Raw genomic sequence first — 13,138 nt, forward strand, 5'->3', positions numbered from 1 at the left:
CCGGGGCCGGGCGGGTGGGTCAGGCGACCGAGTTCCGGCGCCGGTTCGTGTACCAGACGAGCCCTGCCGTGGCCGCTGCCGCGCCTATGGCCGCCATCGCGACCAGGGCCGGACGCGGCGGTACGGAGAAGGCGGGCAGCCGCTGCTTGAGCCGCACCGGCCGGTGGAAGTCGAGAACCGGCCACGCCCGTGCGACAGCCTCCCGGCGCAGCGCCCGGTCGGGGTTCACGGCGTGCGGATGCCCGACCGACTCCAGCATCGGCAGGTCGGTCACCGAGTCGCTGTAGGCGTAGCAGCGGCTGAGGTCGTACCCCTCGGACTCGGCCAGTTCGCGGACCGCCTCCGCCTTCGTCGGGCCGTAGGCGTAGTACTCCACCTCGCCGGTGAAGCAGCCGTCCTCCCCCACCACCATCCGCGTGGCCACCACGCGGTCCGCGCCCAGCAGTTCGCCGATCGGCTCGACCACCTCCGCACCCGACGTGGACACGATGACCACGTCGCGGCCGGCCGTGTGGTGCTCCTCGATGAGGGACGCGGCCTCGTCGTAGATGATCGGGTCGATCAGGTCGTGCAGCGTCTCGGCGACGATCTCCTTGACCAGCCGCACGTTCCAGCCGCGGCACAGTGCGGACAGGTACTCGCGCATGCGCTCCATCTGGTCGTGGTCGGCGCCGCCGGCGAGGAAGACGAACTGGGCGTACGCCGTTCGCAACACGGCCCGGCGGTTGATCAGTCCGCCTTGGTAGAACGACTTGCTGAAGGTGAGCGTGCTCGACTTCGCAATGACCGTCTTGTCCAGATCGAAGAAGGCCGCCGTGCGGGGCAAGGAGTGGTTTTCCACGCCCCTGAGCATAGGGGCAGCCCATTCGGCGTAAGGTGGGCGTGTGGGTTTGCCTGAGAAGGCTCTCGGGTACACCATGGAAGTCACGGATCGTTCGCGACCGTGCCAACCCGGTCCGACTCCTCCCCCCCCCCCCCGAGTCGGCCGTGGAGACGACCCCCGCTCTCCCCCCCGGCGGGGGTCGTCGCATGTCCGGGTGGGTTTCTCCCTTTCTGTCCGTGGTTGCCGGGCCGCATCGGCCGCACCGCGTGGGCTGTGGGCCCTCTTCATGATCTGTCACGCTGGGTAGTCGTGGCGCTGCTCTGTGGAAGTCGCACGGGAACCAGTACAGGGGTCACCGGTATGGGTGACGGCGATATTCACAGCCATCGAGTCGTCCACAGTTTTTGACCAAGATCCACACGATTTTCCGGATCACTGCACCGTGATTCCGACGCGCACCGCTCCCGGCGAGTTCTTGGCCGGTTCCGATTGTCAGGGCGCGTGCGGCCGGTTCCGTATCGGCCGCTCAAAGGAAGGCCGATCGCCGGTTCTTCTCGTGTTCGGGATTCGCGGGGCCGCGCCGGCCGCGCGCAAGAAGCAGTGAAGGGGGTTCGACCCGTGGCCGGAACCGTCACACACGATCCACCGCCCGAGGCCGGAGGGCTTCAGGGCAGACCACTGATCGTCACCGAGGACGCCGGACTCCTCGACGACCTGCTGCGCCTGTGCGCGGCGGCCGGCGCCACGCCCGAGGTCCATCACGGCCTGCCCGAGCGCAGAGGCGGCTGGGAGGCGGCGCCGCTGGTGCTGGTCGGAGACGACGCCGCCAGGCGCGTGCGCGGGGCCGCCCGCCGGCGCGGAGTGGTGCTGGTCGGCCGCGACCAGGACGACTCCGGGATCTGGCGGCGCGCCATCGAGATCGGCGCCGACCATGTGCTGGTGCTGCCCGACGGCGAGCAGTGGCTGGTCGACCGCATCGCCGACGTCGCCGAGGGTGTCGGCCGTCCCGCGCTCACCGTGGGCGTCATCGGCGGCCGCGGCGGAGCCGGCGCGTCCACGCTGGCCTGCGCGCTTGCCGTCACCTCCGCCCGGGAGGGCCTGCGGACCCTGCTCGTGGACGCCGATCCCCTGGGCGGCGGCCTCGACGTCCTGCTGGGCGGGGAAACGGCCCAGGGGCTGCGCTGGCCGGCGTTCGCCGCCTCGCGCGGGAGAGTCGGCGGCGGCGCCCTGGAGGAGTCGCTGCCGGAACTCCACTCGCTGCGCGTGCTGAGCTGGGACCGCGGCGACTGCGTGGCCGTTCCGCCGCAGGCCGTCCGGGCGGTGCTGGCCGCCGCGCGACGGCGCGGCGGCGCCGTCGTGGTCGATCTGCCCCGCCGCGTCGACGAAGGGGTCGCCGAGGCCCTCGCCCAGATCGACCTCGGACTGCTCGTGGTCCCAGCCGAACTGCGCGCCGTGGCGGCCGCGGCACGGGTGGCGTCCGCGGTCGGCATGGTCCTGCGCGATCTGCGGGTGGCGGTCCGTGGGCCGTACGCGCCCGGGCTCGATGACCGTGAGGTGGCCCGTCTGCTCGGTCTGCCGCTGGCGGGCGAGGTGCCCGTGGAGTCGGCGCTGCGGCGCCCGGGCGAGGGCAGGACCCCGCCCGGCGCGGTGGCGCGCGGACCGCTCGCCCGATTCTGCACCGCCTTCTGGGAGCGGGCCCTGATCGAGGCGGCGGCCGCATGAGGACGGTCGCCGAACACCTGCGGACGGCGTCGGGGGACGCGCCGCGCGAGCCCGCGCCCGTCAACGGGTCCCGAATGCCCGCTGAGTTGCTGGACGGCGTACGGCAGTGGCTCGCCGAGAGCGGCGCCGAGCCGACGCCCGCACGGGTCGCGCAGGCCCTGCGCGACCAGGGCCGGGTCCTCGGGGACGCCGAAGTGCTCGGCGCGGCCGAGCAGTTGCGGTCCGAGCTGATCGGCAGCGGTCCGCTGGAGCCACTGCTGGCGGATCCGTCGGTGACCGACGTCCTCGTGTCGGCCCCGGACCGGGTGTGGGTGGACCGGGGCGGCGGACTGGAGCGGGCCGCCGTCGCCTTCTCCGACGCGGCCGCCGTACGGCGTCTCGCGCAGCGCCTGGCCGCCGTGGCCGGCCGCCGGCTGGACGACGCCCGGCCGTGGGTCGACGCCCGGCTGCCCGACGGCACCCGGCTGCACGCGGTGCTGCCTCCCGTCGCCGTCGGCTGCACCTGCCTGTCCCTGCGGGTCGTACGGCCGCGCGCGTTCACGCTGGAGGAACTGGTCGCGGCGGGCACGGTGCCGCCCGGCGGGGACCGCGTGCTGCGGGCGCTGATCGAGGCCCGGCTGTCCTTCCTCATCAGCGGAGGGACCGGAACCGGCAAGACCACGCTGCTCAGCGCGCTGCTCGGGCTGGCCGGGCCCGGCGAGCGGATCGTCCTCGCCGAGGACTCAGCGGAGTTGCGCCCCGACCATCCGCACGTCGTCCGCCTGGAGACCAGACCCGCCAACCAGGAGGGCGCGGGCCTGGTCACCCTTGAGGACCTGGTGCGGCAGGCACTGAGGATGCGGCCGGACCGGCTGGTCGTGGGCGAGGTGCGCGGCGGCGAGGTGGTCCATCTGCTGGCCGCCCTCAACACCGGCCATGAAGGCGGCTGCGGCACGGTGCACGCCAACGCCGCGGCGGACGTCCCCGCCCGCCTGGAGGCGCTGGGCACCGCCGCCGGGCTCGACCGGGCAGCGCTGCACAGCCAGTTGGCGGCCGCCCTGTCGGTGGTGCTCCACCTCGTGCGGGACCGCTCCGGGCGGCGGCGGATCGCGGAGGTGCGGGTGCTGGAGCGGGACGCGTCGGGACTGGTGCGGACCGTGCCGGCGCTGCGCTGGGGCGCGGAGGCGTTCGTGGCGGAACCGGGATGGGAGCGGCTGCGGGGGCTGCTCCGGAGGGAGAGCGGGAGAGGGGGCGAGGGCCGCGATGGATGAGGGGTTGCCGGGCCCGGTCCGGGTGGCCGCGGGCGCGGTGTGCGCCGGGACGGCCGTGTGGCTGCTGGGCGCATGGCTGGTGGGCGGGTGGCACTCCGCGGCACGGCGGGCGCGGGTGCTGCTTGCCGGCGGTGGCCCGGAGGGCATGGGACAGCCGCCCTCCGGCCGGGTCCTTCCCGGACTGGCCCGGATCCGGGGGAGGTTGCGCGCCGAGTGGTGGGCGCCGGCCGCCGGGCTGGTGCTCGCCGTGCTGGGCGCCTCGGTGCTGCCGGCCGTCGCGGGGGCGGTCGGGGTGCCGCTGCTGCGGCGGACCCGGCTCGCCCGGGCGGCACGCCGACGGCAGGAGCTGCGGGCGGACGCGGTGATCGCCCTGTGCGGGGCCCTCGCCGGAGAGGTACGGGCCGGACGGCAGCCGGGCGAGGCGCTGCTGTGCGCCGCGCGGGACTCGGGCGGGCTCGGCGACGCGCAGGCGGCGGTGCTGGCGGCGGCCCGGTTCGGCGGGGACGTGGCCGCCGCGCTCGCCGGAGCGGCCCGGCAGCCGGGCGCCGAGGGCCTGCGCGGCCTCGCGGCCTGCTGGCGGGTGGCCGTGGACCAGGGCGCGGGCCTGGCGGCCGGGCTTGACCGGCTCGAAGGGGCGCTGCGGGCTGAGCGTGACCAACGTGCCGACCTGCGGGCCCAGTTGTCGGGGGCCTGGGCCACGGCCGTCATGCTCGCCGGCCTGCCGGGCCTCGGACTCCTGCTGGGCACGGCCATGGGGGCCGACCCCTTGCGGGTGCTGCTGCACACCGGAGCGGGCCTGGGCTGCCTGGTCATCGGCGGAGTGCTGGAGGGCGCGGGTCTGTGGTGGGCCCTGCGGATCGTGCGAGCGGCGGAGGCGATGTGAGCGCGGGCGGCGTTGTCCACAGGTTGGGGATGGCCGTGGGAGCGGCGGCGCTCCTGTGGCTGACGGTGAGATGGCTGGAGGCGATGGGCCGGGAGCGGAGAGCGCGGCGGCGGACGGTCGCGCTGCTGGGGCCGGAGCGGACGGCACGGGAGGCATGGCGCTCGCGCTCACGGCTCCGTGCGGCGGGAGACCTGCGGCAGTGGCTGCCGGCGGTGGGCGTGGCCGGGGCCGGTTGGGTGCTGGTCGGCGGGCTCACCGGACTCGTGCTCGGGCTGGCGGGGGCGGCCGGGATGCGGCAGTGGCGGCGGCGGACGGCGAGCCGTCCCGAAGCGGAGTCCGACGCGGCCGAGGCCGCCCGTCAACTCCCGCTCGCGGCCGACCTGCTGGCGGCCTGCATCGCGGCCGGCGCCGGCCCCGTGATCGCCGCCCAGGCCGTCGGGGAGGCGTTGGGCGGCCCCGTCGGGGACGCACTGGCCCGGGGCGCCGCCCAGGTCCGGCTCGGCGGACAGCCGGCCGACGCCTGGCGCGGACTCGCCTCGATACCAGGGGCCGCGGCCCTGGCGCGGCTGCTGGAGCGGGCCGACGAGTCGGGCCTTCCCGCCGCCGGTCCGGCCGGCCGGCTCGCGGCCGACGTCCGCGCCGACCGGGCGCGCACCGCGACGGCCAGGGCACGCCGGGCGGCCGTGCTGGTCACCGCGCCGGTGGGGCTGTGCTTCCTGCCCGCCTTCGTCGCGGTGGGCGTGCTGCCCGTGCTGATCGGCCTCGCGGGCGGACTGCTGAGAGGAGGTGGTGGCTGAGGGCAGTGGCGGAACGGTCGCGGGAGCAGCGAGCCGACAACCGACAGGCAACCGACAGAGAACCGATAGAGAACCCACAGAGAACCAACAGGCCAAGGAATTACGGGGTTTGATATGTACGGAAAGGTACGGGCACGGCTGCGTGCCCTGGCGAGCCGGGATGCGGGAATGGTGACGTCCGAGTACGCGATGGGGATCATCGCGGCGGTGGCGTTCGCCGTGCTGCTCTACGAGGTGGTGACGAGCGGCCAGGTCAAGACGGAGTTGCAGAACATCGTGAAGCGAGCGCTCAGTGCGCGGATGTGAACGGGCACGGGCGCGGGTACGCCGGGCCGAACGGGCGGGCGCCGACGCGGGGTTCGTGACGGCGGAGGCCGCCATGGTCCTGCCCGTGCTGGTGCTCGTGGTGACGACGCTGGTCTGGGTCCTGCTGGTGGTGCTCGCGCAGATCCAGTGCGTGGACGCGGCTCGGGCAGGGGCCCGGGCCGCCACCCGCCAGGACCCCGAGGGCGCGGTCACCCGAGTGGCCCGGGACGTGGCACCACACGGGGCCGAGGTCACGGTGACCCGCCGGGGAGACCATGTGCACGTGGTCGTCGTGGCCGACCCGCCGGGGCTGGGCGTGCTGCCCTTCCGGCTGAGGGAGGAAGCCGTGGCGGAGGCGGAGGACATGGTCGGGACGCACGCCCAGCGGGGAGCGGGGACATGAGGCGGAGGACGGGGACATGAGGCACCGCATTCCGGCCCTCCGCGGCTTCTGCCGGTGCGTTGGCGGCGGGTGTCGTGGGCGTCGTCCGCGGGACCGCGGTTCCGCCACCGTGTGGAGTGTCGGTGCGATCGCCGTGCTCTGTGTGGTGTTCGGCATCGGTCTGGCCCTGGGGGAGGCGGTGGTCGACCGGCACCGCGCGGCCGGGGCCGCCGACCTCGCGGCGCTGGCGGCGGCGGGCCACTGGGCCGAGGGCGGCACCGCCTCCTGTGACCGGGCGGAGAAGGTGGCCCGGGCACAGGGCACCCGGCTCGTCCGGTGCACGATCGTGGGCGACACATCGGACGTCACGGCGGCGGTCGCACGGGGACCCTTCACCGCGGAGGTCAGGGCGAGAGCGGGGCCGGCGATCCCGGAGGACGCCCCGGTGGGACCGGTTGCCCCCGCGGACACCCGCCCGGGGCCCTGGGACGCCCCTGCGGGGCCCCGGGCGCCCACAGCGGCGTCGGTGGAGCCGGGAGGGCCCACGACGCTGTCCACGGCCCCTGGGGGCTCCATAGCCGGTGGAGCCGGGCCCACGGCTGCTCCATAGCCGGGCCCACGGCCACCGCCACCTCTCACCCACCTGGGCTAAGCCCCCACCTCCGGCTGAGCCTCCGCCTCTGCCCCGATCTGAGCCGCCACCTCCGCCTCCCGCGCGGCCTCCTCCTCCGGGGCCGCCCTCAGCAGCACCGTCAGCAGACGTACGGCGCCTCTCTTGTGCAGCGGGTCGTTGCCGTTGCCGCACTTGGGGGACTGGATGCAGGAGGGACAGCCGGAGTCGCACTCGCAGGAGGCGATGGCCTCGCGGGTGGCGGAGAGCCAGGCGCGCGCGGTGTGGAAGGCGCGCTCGGCGAAGCCCGCGCCGCCCGGATGGCCGTCGTAGACGAAGACCGTGGGCAGCAGCGTGTCGGGGTGCAGCGGGACGGACACGCCGCCGATGTCCCAGCGGTCGCAGGTGGCGAACAGGGGCAGCATGCCGATCGACGCGTGCTCCGCGGCGTGCAGGGCGCCACCGAGGATCTCGGGGTTGACGCGGGCCTCGTCGAGCTGGTCCTCGGTGACCGTCCACCACACCGCGCGGGTGCGCAGCGTACGAGGAGGGAGGTCGAGTTTCGTCTCGCCGAGCACTTCACCGGTGATGACACGTCGGCGCAGGAAGGAGACCACCTGGTTGGTGACCTCGACGGAGCCGTAGCACAGGCGGCCGTCGCCCCAGGGCACCTCGACGTCCGTCTCCAGGACGGAGATCGCCGTCGTGTCGCGGGCGACCGTCGTGTACGGCGGGACGGCCTCCTCGACCAGGGCGACCGAGTCGTCCAGGTCGAGGGAGCGCACCAGGTACGTACGGCCCTGGTGCAGATGGACCGCTCCCTCGTGGACCGTCGTGTGCGCGGCGCCCGCGTCGACCGTGCCGAGCAGCCGGCCGGTGCCGGACTCGACGATCTGCACCGGCCGTCCGCCCTCGCCGCGGATGTCGGTGAGGTCCGCGGCCCGCTCCCGGCGGGTCCAGTGCCAGGCCTTCGTCCGGCGGCGCAGCAGCTTCGCGGCCTCCAACTGCGGCAGCAGCTCCGCGCAGGCCGGGCCGAAGAGTTCGGTGTCCTCCTCGGTGAGCGGCAGCTCGGCTGCGGCCGCGCACAGGTGAGGGGCCAGGACGTAGGGGTTGTCGGGGTCGAGGACCGTGGACTCGACCGGCTGGTCGAACAGGGCCTCGGGGTGGTGGACGAGGAAGGTGTCCAGCGGGTCGTCGCGGGCGACCAGCACCGCCAGGGCGCCCTGACCGGAGCGCCCCGCGCGGCCCGCCTGCTGCCACAGGGAGGCGCGGGTGCCCGGGTATCCGGCGATCAGCACGGCGTCCAGGCCGGACACGTCCACGCCCAGTTCCAGGGCGGTCGTGGCGGCCAGGCCCAGGAGCTCGCCGGAGTGCAGGGCGCGTTCCAGGGCGCGGCGTTCCTCGGGCAGGTAGCCGCCCCGGTAGGCCGCGACACGCCGGGACAGCGGCCGGTCGACCTCGGCCAGCCGCTCCTGTGCGATCACCGAGATCAGCTCGGCGCCGCGCCGGGACCGTACGAAGGCGACCGAGCGGACACCCTGGAGGGCGAGGTCGGTCAGCAGGTCGGCCGTCTCGGCGGTGGCGGTGCGCCGGACGGGTGCGCCGCGCTCGCCCCTCAGCTCGGTCAGCGGGGGTTCCCAGAGGGCGAACACCAGTTCACCGCGGGGCGAGGCGTCGTCGGCCACCTCCACCACGGGCACGCCGGTGAGGCGGCGGGCGGCCACCGCGGGCTCCGCGGCGGTCGCCGAGGCCAGCAGGAAGACCGGAGAGGCGCCGTAGCGGGCGCACAGCCGGCGCAGTCGGCGCAGGACCTGGGCGACATGGGAGCCGAAGACGCCGCGGTAGGTGTGGCACTCGTCGATGACGACGTACTTCAGGGCCCGCAGGAAGGAGCTCCAGCGCGGGTGCGAGGGCAGGATCCCGCGGTGCAGCATGTCCGGGTTGGTCAGGACGTGGTTGGCGTACTGGCGGATCCACTCGCGTTCCTCGGGCGGGGTGTCGCCGTCGTACACCGCGGGGCGTACGGCCTTGCCCAGCGGCCGGGCGAGTTCCTTCACCGCGCGGCACTGATCGGCCGCGAGGGCCTTGGTGGGAGCCAGGTACAGGGCGGTGGCGCCGCGGCCGTTGGCCGCCTCGGAACCGTCCAGCAGCGTCGAGAGCACCGGGACGAGGTAGGCCAGCGACTTGCCGGACGCGGTGCCGGTGGCGACGACGACGGAGTCGCCGTCCAGGGCGTGTTCCGCGGCGCGCGCCTGGTGTGCCCAGGGGTGCTCGATTCCGCACGCCTGGACCGCCGAGATCACCTCTGGCCGAATCCGGTCGGGCCAGACGGCATGGCGCCCCGCGCGCGGGGGCAAGTGCTCCGTATGAGTGATGCGCGCAGCCCGGCTCTGCCCCGCGGCGAGCCGGTCGAGGACCGTGCCCGGCGCCAGGCGGGTGGCGGGGGCGGCCGGGGTTCGATCGGGTCGGTGATTCTTGGCCATCGGCACCGAGTCTGTCACCGGCGTGCAGGACAATGGGACCAAGGCGTCGTGCACGCCTGCCGGTAAGTGATTGAATGCCATCGCGGCTGGCGAACCGTCCCGGGGGCTTCAAGCCGAGGTGTCCTGAGGGGCGACCGCTCGATAGCAAGGTGCTGGAGGATCCGTGGACCTGTCCCTGTCGACCCGTACCGTCGGCGATCGTACGGTCGTCGAGGTCGGTGGCGAAATCGACGTATATACCGCGCCCAAGCTGCGCGAGCAGCTGGTCGAGCTGGTGAACGACGGGAATTTCCACCTCGTCGTCGACATGGAGGGCGTGGACTTCCTCGACTCCACCGGGCTCGGCGTACTGGTCGGTGGCCTGAAGCGAGTGCGTGCCCATGAGGGCTCGCTGCGCCTGGTGTGCAACCAGGAGCGCATTCTCAAGATCTTCCGTATCACCGGTCTCACCAAGGTGTTCCCGATCCACACCTCGGTGGACGAAGCGGTGGCAGCCACCGACTGACCGCCGGCCCCGGGCCGGTGACCGGGGCGGAAGAGTCCAAGCGGGGGCCGGGCATTTCGGCGGCCCGGCCCTCCGACAGCACGCCCGTAGCTTCAAGGGGGATGCATGGCCACCGTCGAACTCCGCTTCAGCGCGCTGCCCGAGCACGTCAGGACCGCCCGTCTGGTGGCGGCAGCGGTGGCGCGCAGGGCCGGAGTGGACGAGGCCGTCCTCGACGAGGTCAGACTCGCCGTCGGCGAGGCCTGTACACGGGCTGTCGGGCTGCATCGCAACGGCGGGATCTCGGCACCGGTGAAGGTGATGCTGACCGAGGAGGAGAAGCAGTTCTCCATCGAGGTCGGCGACGAGGCCCGCCACGCGCCGTTCCACGCCGGGGAGGCCCCGGGCGCGGTGGACGAGGCGGAGGCCGAGGAGGACGAGATGGGCCTCGCGGTCATCAGCGGCCTCGTCGACGACGTGAAGGTTTCGGCAGGGGAGCATGGCGGGCTGATCAAGATGACCTGGCCGACCACGCCGCCGGTCGCGACGCTTCCCTGACGCGCCTCACTCGTTCGGCGCAACCACATGAGGGCCCTGCTTCGCAGGGCCCTTCTTGTTGCGCGACCGCCTCCACCAGGTACATTTGAATTCGTGAATGAATTCACGACCTGTCGGCAGATCATTTGATCAAGCATTGATCGCGGGTCAATGGTTTTGAACCATTACCTCTTTCGGGTTCCGTGGCGTGACGTCGATCATTTGCTGAAGAGCAGGTGAAGGGCAATTCGGTTTGCCGCGCTCTGTTTTGATCAGGTTCCGCTACCTACAATCCGTCCACATCTTGAGCTCAGCCCAAGCGTCAAGGAGGACGAATGGCGGGGCTTTCTACCCCTCATCAGTTGGGTCACCCCACAACCTTCGCAGCTGCAGTGTTGACCCACGACAATCGGATCATCGTGGCGGTCATCGGGGCCGTCGCGCTGGCCGCGCTCGTGGTCGCGGGCATCCTGGTGCGCCAGGTGCTGGCAGCGGGCGAGGGCACCAACAGCATGAAGAAGATCGCGGAAGCGGTCCAGGAAGGCGCCAACGCCTATCTGGGCCGCCAGCTGCGCACGCTCGGCGTATTCGCCGTGATCGTTTTCTTCCTGCTCATGCTGCTGCCTGCGGACGACTGGAATCAGCGCGCCGGACGATCGGTGTTCTTCCTGATCGGAGCCGCCTTCTCGGCGGCCACCGGCTATATCGGCATGTGGCTCGCCGTGCGCAGCAATGTCCGTGTCGCCGCGGCGGCCCGGGAAGCGACCCCTTCCCCGGGCGAGCCGGAAAAGGATCTCACCGCCGTCTCGCACAAGGCCATGAAGATCGCTTTTCGCACCGGCGGTGTGGTCGGCATGTTCACGGTGGGGCTCGGCCTGCTCGGCGCCTCCTGTGTGGTGCTGGTGTACGCGGCCGACGCGCCGAAGGTGCTGGAAGGCTTCGGCCTCGGCGCCGCGCTGATCGCGATGTTCATGCGAGTGGGCGGCGGCATCTTCACCAAGGCCGCCGACGTCGGCGCCGACCTGGTCGGCAAGGTCGAGCAGGGCATTCCGGAGGACGATCCGCGCAATGCCGCGACCATCGCCGACAACGTGGGCGACAACGTCGGCGACTGCGCGGGCATGGCGGCCGACCTCTTCGAGTCGTACGCCGTCACGCTGGTCGCCGCGCTCATCCTGGGCAAGGCGGCCTTCGGCAACGACGGACTCGCCTTCCCGCTGCTGGTGCCGGCCATCGGCGTGATCACCGCCATGATCGGGATCTTCGCGGTGGCACCCCGCCGCGCCGACCGCAGTGGCATGAGCGCGATCAACCGCGGCTTCTTCATCTCCGCGGTGATCTCACTCGCCCTGGTCGCGGCCGCCGTCTTCCTCTACCTGCCGTCGTCGTACTCCGGTCTCACCGGCGTCACCGACGCGGCGATCAGGGGCAAGGCCGGCGACCCGCGGATCCTCGCCCTGGTCGCGGTCGGCATCGGCATCCTGCTGGCCGCGGTGATCCAGCAGCTCACCGGCTACTTCACCGAGACCACCCGGCGGCCGGTCAGAGACATCGGCAAGACCTCGCTCACCGGTCCGGCCACCGTCGTCCTCGCCGGTGTCTCCGTCGGCCTGGAGTCGGCGGTCTACACCGCCCTGCTGATCGGCCTCAGCGTGTACGGGGCCTTCCTGCTCGGCGGTACGTCGATCATGCTGGCGCTGTTCGCGGTGGCGCTGGCGGGCACCGGACTGCTCACCACGGTCGGCGTGATCGTCGCCATGGACACCTTCGGCCCGGTCTCCGACAACGCCCAGGGCATCGCCGAGATGTCCGGCGACGTCGAGGGCGCGGGCGCCCAGGTGCTCACCAACCTCGACGCGGTGGGCAACACCACCAAGGCCATCACCAAGGGCATCGCCATCGCCACCGCCGTCCTCGCGGCCTCGGCGCTCTTCGGGTCGTACCGGGACGCCATCACCACGGGCGCGCGTGACGTCGGGGAGAAGCTGAGCGGCTCGGGCGCGCCGATGACCCTGATCATGGACATCTCGCAGCCCAACAACCTGGTCGGCCTCATCGCCGGCGCGGCGGTCGTCTTCCTCTTCTCGGGGCTGGCGATCAACGCGGTGTCGCGGTCGGCGGGTGCGGTGGTGTTCGAGGTGCGCCGGCAGTTCCGTGAGAAGCCCGGGATCATGGACTTCAGCGAGAAGCCGGAGTACGGCAAGGTCGTCGACATCTGCACCAAGGACGCCCTGCGGGAGCTCGCCACACCCGGGCTGCTCGCCGTGATGGCGCCCATCTTCATCGGCTTCACGCTCGGTGTCGGTGCGCTCGGCGCCTATCTCGCGGGCGCGATCGGCACGGGCACGCTGATGGCGGTGTTCCTCGCCAACTCCGGTGGCGCCTGGGACAACGCCAAGAAGCTGGTCGAGGACGGCCACCACGGCGGCAAGGGCAGCGAGGCCCACGAGGCCACGGTGATCGGGGACACGGTGGGCGATCCCTTCAAGGACACCGCCGGCCCCGCGATCAACCCGCTGCTGAAGGTGATGAACCTGGTGTCGCTGCTCATCGCGCCCGCGGTCATCAAGTTCTCCTACGGCAGCGACAAGAGTCTCGGCGTGCGGATCGTGGTCGCGGTCCTGTCGCTGGCCGTGATCGTCGGCGCGGTCTACATCTCCAAGCGGCGCGGCATCGCCGTGGGGGACGACAACGCCGAACCGGTGTCCAAGTCAGCCGATGCCGCGGTGGTTTCGTAGACGGTCTCATTCCGGGCCGGCTCAGGAGACGGGCGGGCGGCGCGTACGACGCGTCGCCCGCCCGCCGTGTGTGCGGATGGTCCCCGTGAGCCTTCTCTCGCTTGGTGCAAATGGCCGCAAGAT

At 72.8% G+C, this 13,138-nt stretch carries 13 protein-coding genes; 11 read left to right on the plus strand and 2 right to left on the minus strand.

Translation table 11 applies throughout. The annotated features are described in order from the left end of the window. Positions 1–19 precede the first annotated feature (19 nt). Positions 20–853, minus strand: coding sequence for an HAD family hydrolase (locus ACF09J_RS05580; RefSeq protein WP_392304060.1), 834 nt, complete (start codon positions 851–853; stop codon positions 20–22). A 334-nt stretch (positions 854–1,187) separates the two neighbouring features. Here ACF09J_RS05580 and ACF09J_RS05585 point away from each other — a divergent pair, with 334 nt between their 5' ends. The 8 genes from ACF09J_RS05585 (at position 1,188) to ACF09J_RS05620 (ending at position 6,773) form a co-directional block, all read left to right on the plus strand. Beyond that, on the plus strand, positions 1,188–1,427 hold the full coding sequence (locus tag ACF09J_RS05585; RefSeq protein WP_392304061.1) for a hypothetical protein: 240 nt from the start codon (positions 1,188–1,190) through the stop codon (positions 1,425–1,427). A 14-nt stretch (positions 1,428–1,441) separates the two neighbouring features. After that, positions 1,442–2,545, plus strand: a complete 1,104-nt coding sequence (ssd, locus tag ACF09J_RS05590) for a septum site-determining protein Ssd (protein WP_392304062.1) — start codon at positions 1,442–1,444, stop codon at positions 2,543–2,545. Positions 2,546–2,619: 74 nt separating this feature from the next. Beyond that, positions 2,620–3,795 (plus strand): TadA family conjugal transfer-associated ATPase, encoded by a 1,176-nt coding sequence (locus ACF09J_RS05595; RefSeq protein ID WP_392304181.1) that lies wholly within the window; start codon positions 2,620–2,622, stop codon positions 3,793–3,795. After that, positions 3,788–4,678 carry a type II secretion system F family protein gene (locus ACF09J_RS05600; protein WP_392304063.1) on the plus strand — a complete coding sequence of 297 codons (891 nt, stop codon included), beginning with the start codon at positions 3,788–3,790 and terminating at the stop codon, positions 4,676–4,678. The genes ACF09J_RS05595 and ACF09J_RS05600 overlap by 8 nt, the downstream gene beginning before the upstream one ends. Before the next feature lie 29 nt (positions 4,679–4,707). After that, positions 4,708–5,475 (plus strand): type II secretion system F family protein, encoded by a 768-nt coding sequence (locus ACF09J_RS05605; RefSeq protein ID WP_392304064.1) that lies wholly within the window; start codon positions 4,708–4,710, stop codon positions 5,473–5,475. A 114-nt stretch (positions 5,476–5,589) separates the two neighbouring features. After that, a complete protein-coding gene (locus ACF09J_RS05610) occupies positions 5,590–5,781 on the plus strand; it encodes a DUF4244 domain-containing protein (protein WP_392304065.1) in 192 nt (63 codons plus the stop codon). 55 nt (positions 5,782–5,836) lie between these two features. Next, the gene (locus tag ACF09J_RS05615) at positions 5,837–6,184 is read left to right on the plus strand and encodes a TadE family type IV pilus minor pilin (protein WP_392304066.1); all 348 of its coding nucleotides are present in this window, start codon (positions 5,837–5,839) and stop codon (positions 6,182–6,184) included. 109 nt (positions 6,185–6,293) lie between these two features. Then, a complete protein-coding gene (locus ACF09J_RS05620; protein ID WP_392304067.1) occupies positions 6,294–6,773 on the plus strand; it encodes an Rv3654c family TadE-like protein in 480 nt (159 codons plus the stop codon). Between the two features lie 38 nt (positions 6,774–6,811). On the opposite strand, the gene ACF09J_RS05625 is transcribed toward ACF09J_RS05620, so the two are convergent. Further along, on the minus strand, positions 6,812–9,337 hold the full coding sequence (locus ACF09J_RS05625) for a DEAD/DEAH box helicase (RefSeq protein ID WP_392304068.1): 2,526 nt from the start codon (positions 9,335–9,337) through the stop codon (positions 6,812–6,814). Between the two features lie 82 nt (positions 9,338–9,419). Here ACF09J_RS05625 and bldG point away from each other — a divergent pair, with 82 nt between their 5' ends. The 3 genes from bldG to ACF09J_RS05640 all read left to right on the plus strand — a co-directional run bounded on the left by bldG (position 9,420) and on the right by ACF09J_RS05640 (position 13,015). Next, positions 9,420–9,761 (plus strand): anti-sigma factor antagonist BldG, encoded by a 342-nt coding sequence (bldG, locus tag ACF09J_RS05630; RefSeq protein ID WP_009189842.1) that lies wholly within the window; start codon positions 9,420–9,422, stop codon positions 9,759–9,761. Between the two features lie 105 nt (positions 9,762–9,866). Beyond that, on the plus strand, positions 9,867–10,298 hold the full coding sequence (locus tag ACF09J_RS05635; RefSeq protein ID WP_392304069.1) for an ATP-binding protein: 432 nt from the start codon (positions 9,867–9,869) through the stop codon (positions 10,296–10,298). A 314-nt stretch (positions 10,299–10,612) separates the two neighbouring features. Next, positions 10,613–13,015, plus strand: coding sequence for a sodium-translocating pyrophosphatase (locus ACF09J_RS05640; protein ID WP_392304070.1), 2,403 nt, complete (start codon positions 10,613–10,615; stop codon positions 13,013–13,015). Positions 13,016–13,138: the final 123 nt, after the last annotated feature.

The sequence above is a fragment of the Streptomyces sp. NPDC014889 genome, assembly GCF_043081205.1.
Lineage (GTDB): Bacteria > Actinomycetota > Actinomycetes > Streptomycetales > Streptomycetaceae > Streptomyces.